At 58.0% G+C, this 16,164-nt stretch carries 13 protein-coding genes; 10 read left to right on the forward strand and 3 right to left on the reverse strand.

Going from position 1 to position 16,164, the window contains the following annotated elements:
• Positions 1-41 precede the first annotated feature (41 nt).
• The 4 genes from VOI23_RS08490 to VOI23_RS08505 all read left to right on the forward strand — a co-directional run bounded on the left by VOI23_RS08490 (position 42) and on the right by VOI23_RS08505 (position 5,625).
• Complete coding sequence (locus VOI23_RS08490; protein ID WP_323784099.1) at positions 42-779, forward strand: trypsin-like serine peptidase; 738 nt, start codon at positions 42-44, stop codon at positions 777-779.
• Positions 780-896: 117 nt separating this feature from the next.
• Positions 897-1,364 (forward strand): Hsp20 family protein, encoded by a 468-nt coding sequence (locus VOI23_RS08495; protein WP_323784102.1) that lies wholly within the window; start codon positions 897-899, stop codon positions 1,362-1,364.
• A gap of 168 nt (positions 1,365-1,532) precedes the next feature.
• Positions 1,533-2,753, forward strand: coding sequence for a PLP-dependent aminotransferase family protein (locus tag VOI23_RS08500; protein ID WP_323784104.1), 1,221 nt, complete (start codon positions 1,533-1,535; stop codon positions 2,751-2,753).
• A gap of 301 nt (positions 2,754-3,054) precedes the next feature.
• On the forward strand, positions 3,055-5,625 hold the full coding sequence (locus VOI23_RS08505) for a Hint domain-containing protein (protein ID WP_323784106.1): 2,571 nt from the start codon (positions 3,055-3,057) through the stop codon (positions 5,623-5,625).
• Between the two features lie 91 nt (positions 5,626-5,716).
• Here VOI23_RS08505 and VOI23_RS08510 read toward each other — a convergent pair whose 3' ends face one another.
• The gene (locus VOI23_RS08510; RefSeq protein WP_323784108.1) at positions 5,717-7,198 is read right to left on the reverse strand and encodes an NAD-dependent succinate-semialdehyde dehydrogenase; all 1,482 of its coding nucleotides are present in this window, start codon (positions 7,196-7,198) and stop codon (positions 5,717-5,719) included.
• Positions 7,199-7,278: 80 nt separating this feature from the next.
• Between VOI23_RS08510 and VOI23_RS08515 the strand changes: the two genes are divergently transcribed.
• Positions 7,279-8,073, forward strand: a complete 795-nt coding sequence (locus VOI23_RS08515) for an alpha/beta hydrolase (RefSeq protein WP_323784111.1) — start codon at positions 7,279-7,281, stop codon at positions 8,071-8,073.
• An 85-nt stretch (positions 8,074-8,158) separates the two neighbouring features.
• On the opposite strand, the gene VOI23_RS08520 is transcribed toward VOI23_RS08515, so the two are convergent.
• Positions 8,159-9,160 carry a P1 family peptidase gene (locus VOI23_RS08520; RefSeq protein WP_323784113.1) on the reverse strand — a complete coding sequence of 334 codons (1,002 nt, stop codon included), beginning with the start codon at positions 9,158-9,160 and terminating at the stop codon, positions 8,159-8,161.
• 163 nt (positions 9,161-9,323) lie between these two features.
• Here VOI23_RS08520 and VOI23_RS08525 point away from each other — a divergent pair, with 163 nt between their 5' ends.
• The gene (locus tag VOI23_RS08525; RefSeq protein ID WP_323784115.1) at positions 9,324-10,532 is read left to right on the forward strand and encodes an aminopeptidase P family protein; all 1,209 of its coding nucleotides are present in this window, start codon (positions 9,324-9,326) and stop codon (positions 10,530-10,532) included.
• Between the two features lie 60 nt (positions 10,533-10,592).
• On the opposite strand, the gene VOI23_RS08530 is transcribed toward VOI23_RS08525, so the two are convergent.
• Positions 10,593-10,928, reverse strand: coding sequence for a cupin domain-containing protein (locus VOI23_RS08530; protein ID WP_323784117.1), 336 nt, complete (start codon positions 10,926-10,928; stop codon positions 10,593-10,595).
• Between the two features lie 193 nt (positions 10,929-11,121).
• On the opposite strand from VOI23_RS08530, the gene VOI23_RS08535 reads away from it, so the two are divergent.
• From VOI23_RS08535 to VOI23_RS08550, 4 genes are all read left to right on the forward strand, one after another.
• On the forward strand, positions 11,122-12,198 hold the full coding sequence (locus VOI23_RS08535; protein WP_323784119.1) for a hypothetical protein: 1,077 nt from the start codon (positions 11,122-11,124) through the stop codon (positions 12,196-12,198).
• Between the two features lie 86 nt (positions 12,199-12,284).
• Positions 12,285-13,415: a hypothetical protein gene (locus VOI23_RS08540; protein WP_323784121.1), complete on the forward strand. Its 1,131-nt coding sequence runs from the start codon at positions 12,285-12,287 to the stop codon at positions 13,413-13,415.
• Between the two features lie 101 nt (positions 13,416-13,516).
• A complete protein-coding gene (locus VOI23_RS08545; RefSeq protein ID WP_323784123.1) occupies positions 13,517-15,454 on the forward strand; it encodes an ATP-binding protein in 1,938 nt (645 codons plus the stop codon).
• Positions 15,451-15,996, forward strand: a complete 546-nt coding sequence (locus VOI23_RS08550) for a HEPN domain-containing protein (protein ID WP_323784125.1) — start codon at positions 15,451-15,453, stop codon at positions 15,994-15,996. Before VOI23_RS08545 ends, VOI23_RS08550 begins: the two co-directional genes overlap by 4 nt.
• Positions 15,997-16,164 lie beyond the last annotated feature (168 nt).

Genomic DNA, 16,164 nt, shown 5'->3' on the forward strand with positions numbered 1-16,164 from the left:
TGGTTTGTCCGCTTTCCGTCGCCGCTGACGGGCTGCGGCGATTGACGGATCGCGATGATCTGCTGGGATGGGAAGCGGTCGGGCGTCTGGATCTGGATGGCAGAGGGTTTTGCACCGGCACCCTGATTGCACCCGATCTGGTGTTGACTGCGGCGCATTGTGTTTATGAACGCAAAGCCAAAAGCTTGCGCCCTGCGGACAAGATTTTGTTCCGGGCTGGATTGCGGGATGGTGTGGCGATTGCCGAACGGCGCGGGCTGCAGATCGCGGCGCATCCGGATTATGATCCTGGACAACCGCCGAGCATCCAAAACATTCGCCACGATGTCGCTCTGATCCGGCTGACCGAACCGATAACCAGCCGCGATGCAGACCCGTTTGCAATTCATTCCGGTCGGAATGCCGGGACCGAGATTTCGGTAGCGTCCTATGGGGTGGGTCGGGCCGAAGCATTGTCGCGGCAGCGCAGCTGCACCCTGCTGACCGAAAGGGACGACGTGATCGCCTTTGACTGCAACGTGACCTTCGGGTCTTCCGGCGCGCCGGTTTTTGCCCGGGTCGGCGGTCGTGGGCGCATCCTGTCGCTGGTGTCAGCAGGTGGCAAATTAGATAGCAAAACAGTGGGGTTTGGCATGACCCTGCCGCAGCGGATTGCGGAACTGAAGGCGCAATTACGCCGCAATCCGGTCGCTGTCCCTGATCGGCGGATCAAGCGGCTGCAGGCTGGCACCGGACGTAACAGTTCAGGTGCCCGTTTCATCCGGCCCGGCGGGGGTTGAAACGCCTATTTGGTCCCCCCACATGATCTGTATCGGGATGCCACTTTGGGTCCCGCACACCCTGCCTGTCCAGTTGGAAGGCAATCATCAGGTATCGCTCAGATGGAGGATCACCCTATGCGTAGTTTTGATTTTGCACCGCTTTATCGTGCCAGTGTCGGTTTCGACCAGATCGCCGACATGATGGACCGCGTTTTTACCAACGAAGCACCACAGCCGAGTTACCCGCCTTATAATATCGAAAAAATCGACGAAAATGCTTACCGCATTTCGATCGCAGTGGCAGGTTTTTCCGACGCTGACCTGTCGGTCGAAGTGAAGGAAAGTGCTCTTATCGTTGCTGCCCGCAAGGCCGATGACGACAAGGAACATGTTTACCTGCATCGCGGCATCGCTACCCGCGCCTTTGAGCGTCGCTTCACGCTGGCGGATCATGTCCGCGTGACCGGCGCGACCCATGCCGATGGTATGCTGCATATCGACCTGATCCGGGAAATGCCCGAAGCGCTGAAACCGCGCCGGGTTGAGATTGCCAGCGGCCAAGCTGCCGAAAAGGATATTGTTGACGCCAAAGCTGTCAACTGATCCGTGATATCTCTCAATTTGTGGAAAGGGCGGGCGATTGGCTCGCCCTTTCTCGTTTGGGAAATGCAGCCCTTTTCACGCCTTGGCTTTGGCGCGATCACAATTTATGTCAGCTATATTGACTTAATTTGATTCCACGGCCATCCTCGTCCAACTGGGAGGCCCACCATGTCGCTAGATCAATTTTTCGCTACCCGTACTTCACGTATGAAAGCATCGGAAATCCGCGAGCTACTGAAGCTGCTGGATCAGCCCGATGTCATTTCTTTTGCCGGTGGCATTCCTGATCCAGCGATGTTCCCGGCAGCGGCGTTCCGGGACGCAATGGCCCGGGCGCTAAGCGACGGTCAACAGGCAATGTCGCTGCAATACTCGACATCCGAAGGTCATCCGCCGCTGCGTCGCTGGATCGCGGCGCATATGCGCGGGCTGGGTGTTGAATGCAATGAAGACAATATTCAGATCACGTCGGGATCGCAGCAGGCGTTGGATTATCTGGGTAAGCTGTTTTTGTCCCCGGGCGATACTGCGCTGGTCGGTTGGCCAACCTATCTGGGCGCGCTGGGGGCGTTCAACGCTTATGAACCTGAATTCGACAGGCTCGACCCCAATGGCAACCGTTCGGCATCCGATTTCCGGGCCGAGGCCAAAGCGAAGGGCGGGCGGGTGAAATTCGCCTATCTGTCGCCGGATTTCGCCAATCCTACCGGGATCACCCTGACCCGGGCGGAGCGGGAAAAGGTACTGCAACTGGCCGAAGATCTGGATTGTGCGGTGATCGAAGATGCCGCTTATCAATCGCTACGTTATGAAGGTGAACCATTGCCGCCCATTCTGGCACTGGAATACGCGCGCAAGGGCGATATCGAGGCTTGTCGCACGATCTACTGCGGGTCGTTTTCCAAAACCCTGTCGCCGGGGCTGCGGGTCGGTTGGGTGTGCGCCGCCAGATCGGTGATTGACCGGCTGGTGCTGCTGAAACAGGCTGGCGACCTGCATACGCCGACCCTTACACAGATCGCGGTTGCCGAGGTTGCGGCGGACGGGTTCGACGATCATGTCGCGGCGCTTTGCAACCACTATCGTACCCGGCGAGACCGAATGCTGGCGGCGTTGGAACGGCATATGCCGCCCGGGGTCAGTTGGACCCGGCCCGAGGGTGGTATGTTCGTCTGGCTGACCCTGCCAAGGGGGATGGACGGTGCCGACCTGTTGCAGAAAGCGTTGAAAACCCAACGGGTTGCCTTTGTTCCCGGCGCGGCGTTCCATGCCGATGGGTCAGGATGCAATACGATTCGGTTGAATTTTTCCAGGCCCGACCCGATGCAAATCGAGGAAGGCATTACCCGGTTGGGTCAGGTTTTGCGGGACCGTTTGAAGGTTAGGTAACCTAATCAAATCTGGTCCGGAGGTGAAACGGTACCGGGTAATGGCCACGGTTTCAGTGCTGTTTTTTTGATGAAAACGTTGAGTTAAGCTCAATGCTTCCGCCAGTTCAGAAGATGCAAAAACTGGCCTTTGGTATAGGCAAGCAAAATTCAGTCAGACGATATCTGTCGTCCTTTGACTTTGAGATAGCCGGCATCGACCAAAGAGCAGGATGGCCCAACTTTTGCGCAGGACTGTGCGGTAAGACCGGCATAGGGTTGGCCGTTCGTTACTAGTGAGTTTTAGTAACGAGGTTATTTGAATGTCACAGTACAATTTTGCCGGTTTTAGCCCCGACCAATTGGTTAATGCGGATGGAAGCGGTTCTTTTACAACTGGTGACAGCCTGGTGCTGGATTCGAACTGGAGCAGCTCAGCGAATGCGTTCGCTTTCAACTTCACTGATTCCGGCGACACTCACCTCCAAGGCGATTACAACAACACTGAGCTAGGGGATGATAGCGATCAGTTTCTGACGGTTTATGACGAAAACGGAAACGTCACCGGATCTGGACGAGGCTATGCAGAAGATCGCATTACGCTGTCGGCCCCTGATGGAACTAACATCAATGTTTATTCGATAGAGATAAACGGCGTTTTTCAGGGCTATGTCGTCGATGGCCATATAACGCCCGGCGTTCACTACGAAGTGTCGTCGATCCAGAATGTGGGACAAGGGACCGCGCCTAGCTTCAGTCAGATCGATTCCCAGACTTACGAACCCGGCGCGGCCAACGATATGTACGCCAGCAACGGTGATGAATCTTTGGTCAGTGGCGCGAGCAACGACACTATCGACGCGAATGGCGGTGCCGATACAATCGATGGCGGATCCGGCAATGACTCGATTGATGCCGGATCGGGTAACGATTCTGTAGAAGGTGGCGCTGGTTTCGATTCGATCGAAGGTGGTGACGGCAATGATGTGCTCAGCGGTGGCGCTGATGACGATACGATCCATGGCGGAGCTGGCGACGACACAATCATTGCTGGCGACGGCAACGATCTGATCACCAGCGGTGGCGGTACGACCACCACTGGTGGTAGCGGAGGGATGAGCACGTCCTATACCGTTATCAGCCTTGGCAGCGCCGGCGATCTGGACCCCAACGAATATTACAGCCCGTATCACACGCATTACGGTGCCGAAAATGCGAACTCGGCGCTGGGGACTTATGGGTCAGGCGGCGACCCTCTGACGGATCATTTCGCTGATATGCATGCTCCTAATGCGTCGGCGAATGTGAATGGAGTCCGGGCGGTTTCCACAGACAGTACCAGCGGGTCGGCAGATGCAATATACATCAATGGCGAACAGACCTATATCGATTCCGTTTTGGTTTACGATGCCACCATCACCTATGCCGATGGCGGGACGGCGACGATCAGCGCGGTCGTTTTCCAAACCGTAGATGGTAATCTCTTTCTTGCACCTGAATACGACTACAACAGCGATCAGGCCGCGCTGGAAGCCGGACCGATCGAATCGATCTCACTGAATTCGCTGATCTCGGGTAATAATCCCAACGAGGTCGACTATTTGGCCCAGAGCCGCTGGGATGCCGAATACGCCACTGGCACGATGAACGCAGATGGCGATGATGTGATCGACGGCGGGGCCGGGGATGACACTATTTATGCCGGCGAGGGATCGAATACCGTCTTTGGTGGCGAAGGCAACGATGTCATCGATGATGACGATGGTGTTATTTACACCGGTCACAACGAATTTCACGGTGGCGGTGGCAACGATACGATCTGGAGCGGCAACGGTAACGACACGGTCTATGGCGATGCTGGCCGGGACTGGATCAACGCCGAAGGCGGTGATGATTATGTCGAAGGCGGTGCCGGAGCCGACACCATCTATGGCAGTTGGGGTGACGATACGCTTTCCGGGGGCGAGGGAAATGACGCGCTTTCTGGAGGCGACGGAAACGATACATTCGTCACGACGAACAATTCCGGTGCCGATACCATCTCGGATTTCGATATGGGTGACGACGATCTCGACGGGTTTACCAACGACCAATTGGATGTGTCTTCGTTGCTTGATGCCGATGGCGAAGCGGTTGAAACATGGGATGTAACTGTCGGTGACGACGGTGCGGGCAATGCTGTCCTGACTTTCCCGAATGGTGAAACTCTGCTGCTATCCGGCGTCAGTCCGGCCCTGGTTTCCAGCCCTGGGCAGCTGTATGCGATGGGCGTTCCGTGTTTCGTCAAGGGCTGCATGATTGCGACTCCGCGCGGAGAGGTCCCGGTCGAAACGTTGCAGGCGGGCGATCTGGTCAGTTGTGCCGACGGATCAGTGCAAGCGATCCTCTGGGCCGGTGACCGGCATCTGAGTGAGGATGATCTTGATGCGCGGCCACGCCAGCGCCCGGTTGTGTTCCGGCGCGGTGCGTTGGGGAATGACCGTGAATTGCGTCTGTCGCCGCAGCATGCGGTTCCTGTAGAAACCGAAAAAGGATTGAAACTGGTCCGGGCGATCCATTTGGCTGAGAATCGAGATCCTCGGTTTCGTGTGGCGCGCGGTGCGAAATCGGTGACCTATCACCACCTGCTATTACCGCAGCACGCGCTGGTTTGGGCCGATGGAATGCTCGCTGAAAGCATGTGGCCTGGCCCGATGGCATTGGCCGCGCTCGGACCACTGGCGCAGCTTCAAATCGCAATCGCGGCGCCGGGTCTGGTTCCGGCGCTCAATGGCGACGCTGCGGTCGAGAGCGTCTATGGCCCGAGGGTTTATCCGCTGCTCAGTGGTCGCGCGGCGCGTGCGCTGAAGCAGATTGATACGCCCAGAATTTACGAGTTGGAGCCGGTTTTCTGAAACGTTCCCGACACTGAATGAAAACGGGCGGGCCATATCGGCCCGCCCGTTTTTTTCATTCCTGATCAGATCGAAACGGATTTCTGCGCTGTCACACCGACAGGCAAACGTATTTCATTTCCAGAAATTCTTCGATGCCATGATGGCTGCCTTCGCGGCCCAGCCCGGATTGCTTGACACCGCCGAACGGGGCCACTTCGGTCGAGATGATGCCGGTGTTGACGCCAACGATGCCGTATTCCAACGCCTCGGCCACCTTGTACACACGGCTCAAATCCTTGGCATAGAAATAGGACGCCAGACCAAAGATGGTGTCATTGGCCATGGCAATCACATCGTCTTCGTCCTTGAAGGCAAACAGCGGCGCCAGCGGGCCAAAGGTTTCGTCCTGAGCGAATGTCATGTCCTGTGTTGCGCCGGTCACGATGGTGGGGGGCAGGAAATTGCCCGGTCCCTGCATCGGATCGCCACCGCCCAGAATAACCTGCGCACCCTTGGACGTGGCGTCGGCGACATGTTCCTGCACCTTCTTGATCGCGTTGTCGTTGATCAGCGGACCCAGATCGGTGCCGCTTTCCAGCCCGTCGCCCACTTTCAGCGCTTCTACTGCCGCTTTCAGTTTCTCAGCAAAGGCATCATAGACGCCTTCCTGTACATAAATGCGGTTGGCGCAGACACAGGTCTGGCCGTTATTACGGAACTTGCACATGATTGCGCCGGCGACGGCTTCATCCAGATCGGCATCATCGAACACGATGAAAGGCGCGTTGCCCCCCAGCTCCATCGAACATTTCATCACCTGATCTGCTGCCTGACGCAGCAGGATACGGCCGACATTGGTCGAGCCGGTAAAGGTGAGTTTGCGCACGGTCGGGTTTTCACAGAATTCCTGCCCGGTGCCGGGTGCGTCGGTGGTCGGCACCACCGAGAAAATGCCCTTGGGCAATCCGGCGCGTTCGGCCAGAACGCCAAGCGCCAGAGCCGACAGCGGGGTCAGTTCCGATGGACGCGCCACGAAGCCACAGCCTGCGGCCAGCGCCGGGGCGGCCTTGCGGGTGATCATTGCGTTGGGGAAATTCCACGGTGTGATCGACGCGGCCACGCCGATCGGCTGCTTCATCACCATGATGCGTTTATCGCGCTGATGGCCGGGGATGGTTTCACCGTAAATCCGCTTGGCTTCTTCGGCGAAGAATTCCACGAAGGAGGCACCATAGGCAATTTCACCCTTGGCTTCGGCCAGTGGTTTGCCCTGTTCGGCGGTCAGGATGGTGGCCAGATCGTCCTGATTTTCCATCATCAGGTCAAACCAGCGTCGCAGCACGATGGCGCGCTCTTTGCCGGTCCAGCTGGCCCAGTCTTTTTGCGCTTCGGCCGCTTTCGCAATCGCAAGGGCGACTTGGCTACGGCTCGGATCGGCGACATTGGCGATTACGTCGCCCCGCGCGGGATTGGTGACCGTATAGGTCGCGCCGGTATCCGATGCGACCCATTCACCGCCTATATAGGCTTGCTCGGTCAGAAGCGACGGATCCTTCAACAATGATTTGAGATCGGTTTTTTGATCAAGCATCGGACAGCCCTCCAGTATTTATGCTGGAATAGGCAAATCATCTGGCGCTAGGGTTGTCCAGAGCAAGTACGGGGACAAAGATGGAATTGGACGACGCCTACGCCAATGCGACCTATATCGAAAACGGTGCGACCTATCCCGACCGATGGGCCGCCGCTGCGGCCGGGTTCCGGGAAGGGATGTTGGAACAGGGGCTGGCTGAGCTTGATGTTCCTTATGGCGACCGACCCCGCGAAGTGTTCGATCTTTTCCTGCCCGACGGCGCGGCGAAAGGGCTGATGATTTTTGTACATGGAGGCTATTGGATCAGATTCGACAAATCATATTGGTCGCATCTGGCCGCAGGAGCGCTGGAACAGGGTTGGGCGGTGGCGATGCCGTCTTATGATCTGTGCCCCGAGGTGCGGATCGCGGATATCAGCCGCCAGATCGCCCACATGATCCCACAGGCGGCCGCCATGGTTGCCGGTCCGATCGTTCTGACCGGGCATTCGGCCGGTGGACATCTGGTCGCGCGAATGGCGATGCCGGGCATGTTGCCGGCAGAGGTGGCAGTGCGGGTGGCCCGGATCATGCCGATTTCGCCGGTTGCCGATCTCAGACCGATGGTGAAAACCTCTATGAATGCCGACTTCAAGCTGGAAATGGCCGATGCTGCGATGGAAAGCCCGACTCTGATGCTGCCTATGCCGGGTATGGATATCGTGGTCTGGGTCGGGGCCGAGGAGCGCCCCGCCTTTCTGGAACAGGCAACGGCGCTGGCCGAAGCTTGGCGCTGTGACTGCGTGGTGGATCCGGGGCGGCACCATTTCGACGTGATCGACGGGCTGGCCGATCCGGACAGCAGGATGATGTCGCGGTTGCTGTCGGCGTGAATTGTGCCCGGCGCTGGCATGGGTGGAAATTGCGTAGGCGTCTGGCTGGAGTATTTGGCAGAACATTGAAAGCGGCTTGGCCGCCTCAACTGTGACGGGAAGACCAGCAGGGTTGCAGGTCGCGGGCTGCCGGGGTCGCATGAAATACAGCCCTCGCGATGGCACGGGCCATGCAGGTGGCCGCGGCGTGACCAAGGTAAAGCGTGTCGGATACAGCATGTCCCAACGGTTTTGTCCCCGTCGCGGCGGCAAAGATCAGATCGCCGTCCATCGGCGTATGGGCCGGGAAAAGGGCGCGGGCATACCCGTCATGGGCGGCAGTCGCCATCCGGGTACATTGCGCCTGCGTCAGAACCGCATCGGTGGCGACGATGCCGATTGTGGTGTTGCTATGGGCGGCGATTTTCGTCGGTGGCACGTGCGGTTCGGGATAAGTTGATGCAACGCCAAGCCCGCCGAATTCGTCGCCTTGTTCGAAGGGGGCGGCCCAGAAATGCGGCCCCTCCCCAACCACGGCAGAGCCGAGCGCATTGACCGCAACCAAGGCCCCGACCGTGTGGCCCGAAGGGAGTACGATCGAAGCCGAGCCCAGACCGCCCTTGAAATTGGCGGTGGTTGCACCTGCGCCCGCGCCGTGACTGCCCAAACTGAAGTCCTCGGTCGCATTTTCCAGCGCCTCTGCTCCAAGGCGTTTATAGGGGTTTTCTGGCCAATCCTTGTCCCCGCCGTTGATCAGGTCAAACAGGATCGCACCCGGTACGATCGGTACGCGCTGATCGCCCACTACGAAACCGCGCCCCTGCATCCGTAAGGCATCCGCTACACCCGAGGCGGCATCGAGCCCGAATGCCGATCCCCCCGACAAGACCAGCGCATCGACCTGTTCCACCGTTTTGTCCGGTGCCAGCAGATCGGTTTCCCGAGCCCCCGGCGCACCGCCCATCACATGTACACCCGCCGTGAAAGGCGCATCGGCAAGCAACACGGTCGCACCGGTCTTGATCTGGTCGTCCCGGGCATTGCCCACGGAAAGGCCGCCCACATCCGTGATCAGATTTCGGGCGCCGGGGCGGATTTGGCTGGTCATGGTTTGAAAATCCCTCTCAAATGTTAAAAATCATCTTGCCAGATCGCGCGCCATGGGCAAGGTCAAGAAACGGGCGAGGCGATGGCGTCGCCACATGACGCCCTGTCATGCGCCCCGATACCGTCCTGTACGCCGGGACCTTTCTTTTTCAAGGAGGGTCGAAATGACATCCCGTCCAGAATTTTACCGTTTTCACAATGGCGAAAAGGCCAAGTTGCCTTTCGTTGCGACAGAATACGACGAGCGCCTTGCTGGGCTGCGCCAGATCATGGCCGAGACAGGGGTCGATGCAGTTGTGCTGAGTTCGATGCATAACATCGCCTATTACAGCGGCTTTCTGTATTGTGCATTCGGGCGGCCTTACGGCTTGGTCGTGACCGCCAGCGACGATGTGACGATCAGCGCCGGGATCGACGCCGGTCAACCCTGGCGGCGGTGTCACGGCGACAACATCACCTATACCGATTGGCAGCGCGACAATTATTGGCGGGCGATCCTGTCGGTCACCGGGCCGGGCCGCGTGATCGGTTTTGAAGCCGATCATTTGACCATGGTGCAAAAGAACAAATTGGAGACGTTCCTCACCCCATCGCGGTTGGTGGATCTGTCGGCCCAGACCATGCATCAGCGTATGCACAAGAGCCCTGCCGAAATCGCGCTGATCCGCGAATGCGCGCGGGTGGCCGATGTTGGCGGCTATGCGATCCGCGACGCGGTGCGCGAAGGTGTGCGCGAAATTGATGTCGCCATGGCCGGGCGCGACGCGATGGAGGGGGAGATCGCCAAAAGCTTCCCCGATGCCGAATATCGCGACACCTGGGTTTGGTTCCAGTCGGGGCTGAACACCGACGGGGCGCATAATCCGGTGACAAGCCGCGCGTTGCAGCGCGGCGATATCCTGAGCCTGAACACTTTTCCGATGATCAGCGGCTATTACACCGCTCTGGAACGGACCATGTTTGTCGCTGAGGTGGACCCGGACAGTCGGAAAATCTGGCAGGACAACGTTGCCGCCCATGAATACGGGATGAGCCTGCTGAAACCCGGCGTGAGCTGTGCCGAGGTGACCGAGAAGATCAATGCCTTCTTCGAAGACCGCGACCTGTTGCAATACCGCACCTTCGGCTATGGCCACAGCTTCGGCGTCTTGTCGCATTACTACGGTCGCGAGGCGGGGCTGGAACTGCGCGAAGACATCGATACGGTGCTGGAACCCGGCATGGTGATTTCGATGGAACCTATGCTGACCATCGCCGCCGATCAGCCCGGCGCAGGTGGCTATCGCGAACACGATATCCTGGTGATCACCGAGGACGGCAACGAAAACATCACCGGCTATCCCTACGGGCCGGATTTCAACGTGGTGGGCTGATCCACCATAGGAAGGGGCGTATTGCCCCTTCCTGTCTCCTAAGCGGCCAAAAGCGCTCGCTTACAGGCGGATCACGTAGTCCTTGGTGGTGGTTTCTATCACCTCCCAGGTGCCGCTGAATCCGGGCCGGATCACATGCGCGTCGCCCGCTTCCAGTCGGATTTCCTGCCCCTCGGCATCGGTCAGCACCGACACGCCGCTGAGAATGCGGAAATATTCCCATTCGTCATAGCTGACGCGCCACTTGCCGGGCGTCGCTTTCCAGATTCCGCAATAGAGCCCGTCGCTTTCTTCCAGGTTCCAGGTGGTGAATTCCGGATCGCCCGAGATCAGCTTCTCAGCGTCGGGGCGTTCAGTTTCGCCGGGGCCTTCGGCGGTGACCGGGAAGTGGAGCATGGTGGGTATCCCTAATTTGATCAAATTACTCGGTGGCATTTAGCGTCAAGATCAGACGCCAAGCAAGGACGCCTTGCCGCTTTCTTTTTGCGGGTGAGTTTGCCACAGTTTCCGGGAACCCGGTTCCAGGGGGGTAAAATCTGAGATTGCCCTTCCCATATATTTGCTAAGTTTTTGAAAAGAAGGGAATACGATGGCGAATTTCGATGCACAAGTGATGGAATCCCAAAAGCAGGTGGCTGAGGCGCAGGCCAAGATTGCCGAATTGACATCGCGTATCGAAACCGCGCGCGACAAGATCGCGTCGGGCGACGAGGCAATGATCGATATCGAAAACGCCACGCTGGAAGATGTGCACGCCCATACCGATGTAATGAACGCCAATATCGCTGAGCTAATCATGGGGCTGGACGACGTCACCGCCGCCTTTTCCAAGGATTTTGACGAAATGCGGACCAAGACGGGCTGGGAAAGCTTCGTCGGCGTGTTTTCCAAGGCGAAGTCGGAATCGTTGCGGCAGGAACGGATGCGCACTGCCAATATCGATGACAAATTGCAGGACCTGATTGCCAAGTCCGACATCATTACCAAATTATTGGAAGCCCAGTTGGCGACGCTGAACGAGCAGAAGTCGAGAGTTGAAACCAACCTGACCGAAACGTTGGATGAACGAGAGTTTACCGTCGGCGAACTGGAAGATACCCGCGCTCGGATCGTGGCGATGGACCCCAAGATCATCGAGTTGGAAAACAAGATTTCGGTGACCCAGGATGCCGCCGAGCGTACCAAGCTGGAAACGGAACTGGCCGATCTGAACAGGGCCTATAACGAATTGGTACAGGCCGAACAGGTGAAGCTGGCCAAAAGCCAGACGCTGGAACGCTATATCGAGAAGGGCAAGACTTGGGTCGACAGCCTGCAAAATCAGGCCGCGACTCAGATGGTCCTGATCAACAAACTGCAAACGGATACGAAACAGCGTGTGGTGCTGTACGACGCTTTGTCGAAATCGCTGAAAACGGCGCAGCAACAGGACGTGGCGCACAGGATCAACGAAATCGGCGTGCAGACCGACAAGGAGGCGCAGGCCGCCATGGCCGCGATCGGTACCGCCACCAATCAGCGCATGGCCGACATGATGGAAAAGCACGAGGAACACATGGTGTTCGCCCGCGAGGTGCTGGAAGCCAAGGCCAAGGCCGACGAACGTTTCGCCCGCCGGTTCCAGGCGATTGTCGAGAAGCACGACAAGAACCTTTACGGGGCGTGAGGTGGCGGTCTGCCTCCGCGCCGTCCGGCAGGGACAGGTAAACAATGACGGATGATAAATCTCTCCCGAGGCTCGACGCGGCGCACATGAAGCCTAAAAAGGTGGATCTCACGCAAGACCATGCGGCTTTGCGAGACACCTTCGCCAGCCGCCGCTATTTCCGCAAATTCGAGGTCATCACCGCGCATATGGGCAGCATCGCGGCGCAGATGCAGGCCGAGGGCGATCTGGGCGCGGAGGAGGTCAGGATCCTCACCCGCTACATGGCCGAGATCGGTTTCACCTTCCGCGCGCTCAGCATGAAATACCTGCTGGCCGGGCGCGATACCGGGCAGTTCTTCGGATCGCTTTCCATCGACACGGTCGACAGCGGTTTCCCTGTGTTCAATGAACTTCTGGTCATGGCCAACGACGCGATGCAGGCCGAACGCCATCTGGAAAACATGCCCTCGGTCGAGGCGCTGAAGCGGCAGATGGTGGGCAAGATCGTGGGCGAGCGGGACATCCCGACCCGGCTGCAATTCGCACTGAGCCAGCGGCTTTACTACGAAGAACTGGTCAAGGGGCACCTGTTCTGGGCCCGCAATGACCCGCGCGCGGTCTGGCTGGGCGGGGATGAGCGCCGCCGCTACCTGCTGCACTGGGCCGTCTATGACAGTCAGGTCAACCTGCCGGTCATCTACCTGATGGAGCTGGAAGATACCGGCCGCCACGGGCTGCCTAAGGACGAAGCGCGCTGGCCCGAGGTGCAGGCGCATCTGATGGGGCAGGCTCTGGGCGGGCTGAAGATGGTGACCATCGCCAAGGGCTTCGATGAGCGTTTCGACGACCTGCATCCGAAACGGTTTCGCCGACTGCATTTGGGGCCGATGTATTCCCATGCCTTCACCCGGCAATCCGGGCCCTTGCGGGAGGTTCTGGCCGAGGCGGAAAGCCCCGAAGGGCAGGACTGGGCGCTGGCCTGGACGGTGGAGGAGCTGGAAAGCGAGCGGGTGCAGGAAGAAAAGTCGGGATGGTTTTCCACGGTGGAGCGCGAGGTTTTCGCGCTGGACCCGTTCGGCGGACGCGGCGCGGATACCGGCACGACGCGGGTCGAGCGTAGCATCATTCTGCCTGAACGTCCCTATCAGGTTCTGGCGGAAAAGGCCCCGCCGGGATTCGCCAATATACGAAAATTTGTGGTCAGCCCGGCAGGCCGGGTTTTGAGTTACCGCTAGGGTCTGCGGGCAAATTCTGAGGCAGAATTTGCCGGAAAATCTGAAATTTTCCGTGCCTCCGGCGGGAGTATTTGAGCCAAGATGAATATGAGGGTGAGTGTATGAGCCAGACAAGCGATCAGATGGAGCTGCGCGAGGACGACATTCGCGCCCATTATGGTGCTGCCGTGGCGATGCTCGAAGGCATCGATCATACCCCGCGTATCGCCAAGGGCAAGGATGCTGCGGGCGCGCCGGGGCGGTCTTCGGGGGTTGTCGGGCATCGCCGGTTCAGATCGACCACGCCGGGGATGGTGACACGCTCGACTGCGCGGCCTGAAGGCGTGAAGCTGTTGCAGCGGATCGAAGCGTCGGATGGGACGGACCCGCTGATTTCTCCGGTGCAGGCCAATGTGATGAACAGCTTGCGCCGGGCGCTGGCCATTGCCTTGGCCATCGGAGCGGCCTACTCGGAGCAGACCGGTCTGGACGGGTTGAAGCGCGCCAATCTGCAAGGGGCGCTGCCACCGGATCGCAAGAACGATTTTTCTGAACTTCTGGCGGCAGAGGCATTGGTCTGTTTGCATGTCTTTGCCAATGCAACCGCGTTTTTGCTGATGCCACATCTGAGCGAAGCAACGGTTGAGCTGGGCAATGTCGAAGAGATCCTGACCGATAATGCGCAGCTTGCCTTGCATGGTGCACTTTGGGAATTGGATCAGGAACTGGCCAATTTTGCCAAGGATGACGCAACGCTGGTGGCCACTGTTTCGGCCTTTGCCGAACAGGTGATGGAAAAGGTGGTGCTGCGGGTCGAGGGCATCGGACGATTACAGACCTTTGGTCAGACCAGCTGGAAGGTAGAAGCCGACGACTTCACCATTCAGGGCTTCACCCCTGCGCGCAAGGCACGTGGATCGACCCTGACCATGCAGTTCAAGAAACCGCATCAGGTGGTGGGCAATCACATCGCCAAATATCAGGCTTTGCGGCTCTCGAAAATGCTGATGGCCTATGATTTCGACCGCCGCCTCAATCCGTTCGCGGAACTGGGCGGGTTCATTTTCACGTTCATGGGCGACGGCAAACCGGGGACAGGTAAGACCACGTTGATTCAGATGATGGCCGGGCTGATCCATGAGTATTGTCAGGTGGTTGAATATCCGTTCCGGTTTCAGAACCTGAGCACCGAAAATATCGACAGCTATCAGGGCAAGTCGGGTCAGAACGCCAAGGCCTTTATCAACAACATCATTGATCCGAATGTCATCGGTTTTGGTACCATCGACGATATCGATCAGTTGGCGGGCAAGCGCGGCGACAGGCAGTCGAGCGCCGGGCAATTGGAAATCACCGCCGTGCTGATGGAAAGCTTTGCCGGGGCCAACACGGTGGTGCGCGGCAATTGCACCTTCGGGATGTTTTCCAATTACCCCGAAAACGTCGACGATGCTTTGCGGCAGCGGGCCGGGGCGCGGTTTCTGGTCGATGGGCCGCAAACGCGGGATGATTACATCGACATCCTGCATCTGTTGATGGGTAAGAATCATGATATCCCGTTGGGCGATCACGACCTTTACGCCGCGCAGGAAATCAAGACCGCCGTCGCCAAGTCGTTCGAGTCGCACTCGAAACCCCACGAGGCAGGGCTGTTGAACGTGTTCGACCGGGTACATGACCGGATCGGCGAATTGGACACGATCGCCAAGATGGGGACCTATTTGAAGGCCATTCAGGAAGCGGACGAGCGATTCACCGGCAGGGCGATCAAGAACATCACCGACGCGGTGAAGGTCCGCGCGATGGATTTCGAACTGCCGGATGAATGGATGGAAAAGCCCGATCTGTTCCTGTTCCAAAGCTATGAGCGCAAAAAGGACATGATCGCGGCGCTGCGGGTGCCGATCACCCCCGACATGGTGTTGCAGGAAATCAACCGCTACGCCGATAGCGAATTCCGCTATGCCGACAAATCGGACGAGGTCGCCATCGAGACGATGGTGCGGGAGTTCGAACGGCAGGAGGAAGCGAAGAAAAGGTATTTGGAGGGGAAGGGGTGAGAAATTGTCAAATAAACCTCGCCAATGTTGATGACCTGATCGAAGCTCGGATTCGTTTTCACTTGTTTGAACAGAAAATGACAGAAGCGGTTCCAGATTGGGAGCGTGATGGCAAAGCTATAGTGCAAGCCGGGATCGTGCTTCTATCAGCGTCGTTTCAAGCATTTGTCGAAGACGTGTTTTTAGAGTGCTCTGAAAAAGCGTTTGGAAAAATGCTCAGCGGAAAAAATTTGAAAAACTATAGAGAGACTTGGAGAAATTGGGGAAATCCGAATCCGGATAATATCGTGCGTTTATTTCGCAGGTTGGGGTGCGATGACGTATTCGAAAATCTCTCGCTGAGAGACCCAACAAAAGAAGATTTTCTCAAGACTCTGGTGACACTTAATTCGGCGCGAAATTGTATTGCGCATGGAAAGCCGACCAAGCACTCGGGTAAGAGGCTTGATGTAAACCTGGCAGGTCTTCGGGAATGGCGTAGACAAATCGATGTTGGAAGCCGGGCTTTTCGAGTTTGCGCTATGCGACAGTCGGGGATTTAGGGGATGAAACTCTCATCAAGAGTAAGTGTTGGGCGAAGTCGTGTAGCCGTTTCCATAAGGAATGCGGCGAAGCCGCTACGCGCCCGTCCCGCCCCCCAGGGCGGGCGCGTTCCGCACCCACCCTCGTGCCGGGCGCGTAGCTACGTACAATGCTCGGACGGAGGTCGA

Origin of the sequence: Thalassovita sp. (assembly GCF_034670005.1) — a bacterium.
Lineage (GTDB): Bacteria > Pseudomonadota > Alphaproteobacteria > Rhodobacterales > Rhodobacteraceae > Thalassobius.

Bases quoted from the DNA above. Each gene is read 5' to 3' on its own strand.
- VOI23_RS08535 (WP_323784119.1), top strand. From the start codon at position 11,122: ATGGCGAATTTCGATGCACAAGTGATGGAATCCCAAAAGCAGGTGGCT.
- VOI23_RS08500 (WP_323784104.1), top strand. From the start codon at position 1,533: ATGTCGCTAGATCAATTTTTCGCTACCCGTACTTCACGTATGAAAGCA.
- VOI23_RS08495 (WP_323784102.1), top strand. From the start codon at position 897: ATGCGTAGTTTTGATTTTGCACCGCTTTATCGTGCCAGTGTCGGTTTC.
- VOI23_RS08540 (WP_323784121.1), top strand. From the start codon at position 12,285: ATGAAGCCTAAAAAGGTGGATCTCACGCAAGACCATGCGGCTTTGCGA.
- VOI23_RS08520 (WP_323784113.1), bottom strand. From the start codon at position 9,160: ATGACCAGCCAAATCCGCCCCGGCGCCCGAAATCTGATCACGGATGTG.
- VOI23_RS08515 (WP_323784111.1), top strand. From the start codon at position 7,279: ATGGAATTGGACGACGCCTACGCCAATGCGACCTATATCGAAAACGGT.
- VOI23_RS08510 (WP_323784108.1), bottom strand. From the start codon at position 7,198: ATGCTTGATCAAAAAACCGATCTCAAATCATTGTTGAAGGATCCGTCG.
- VOI23_RS08505 (WP_323784106.1), top strand. From the start codon at position 3,055: ATGTCACAGTACAATTTTGCCGGTTTTAGCCCCGACCAATTGGTTAAT.
- VOI23_RS08545 (WP_323784123.1), top strand. From the start codon at position 13,517: ATGAGCCAGACAAGCGATCAGATGGAGCTGCGCGAGGACGACATTCGC.
- VOI23_RS08525 (WP_323784115.1), top strand. From the start codon at position 9,324: ATGACATCCCGTCCAGAATTTTACCGTTTTCACAATGGCGAAAAGGCC.
- VOI23_RS08530 (WP_323784117.1), bottom strand. From the start codon at position 10,928: ATGCTCCACTTCCCGGTCACCGCCGAAGGCCCCGGCGAAACTGAACGC.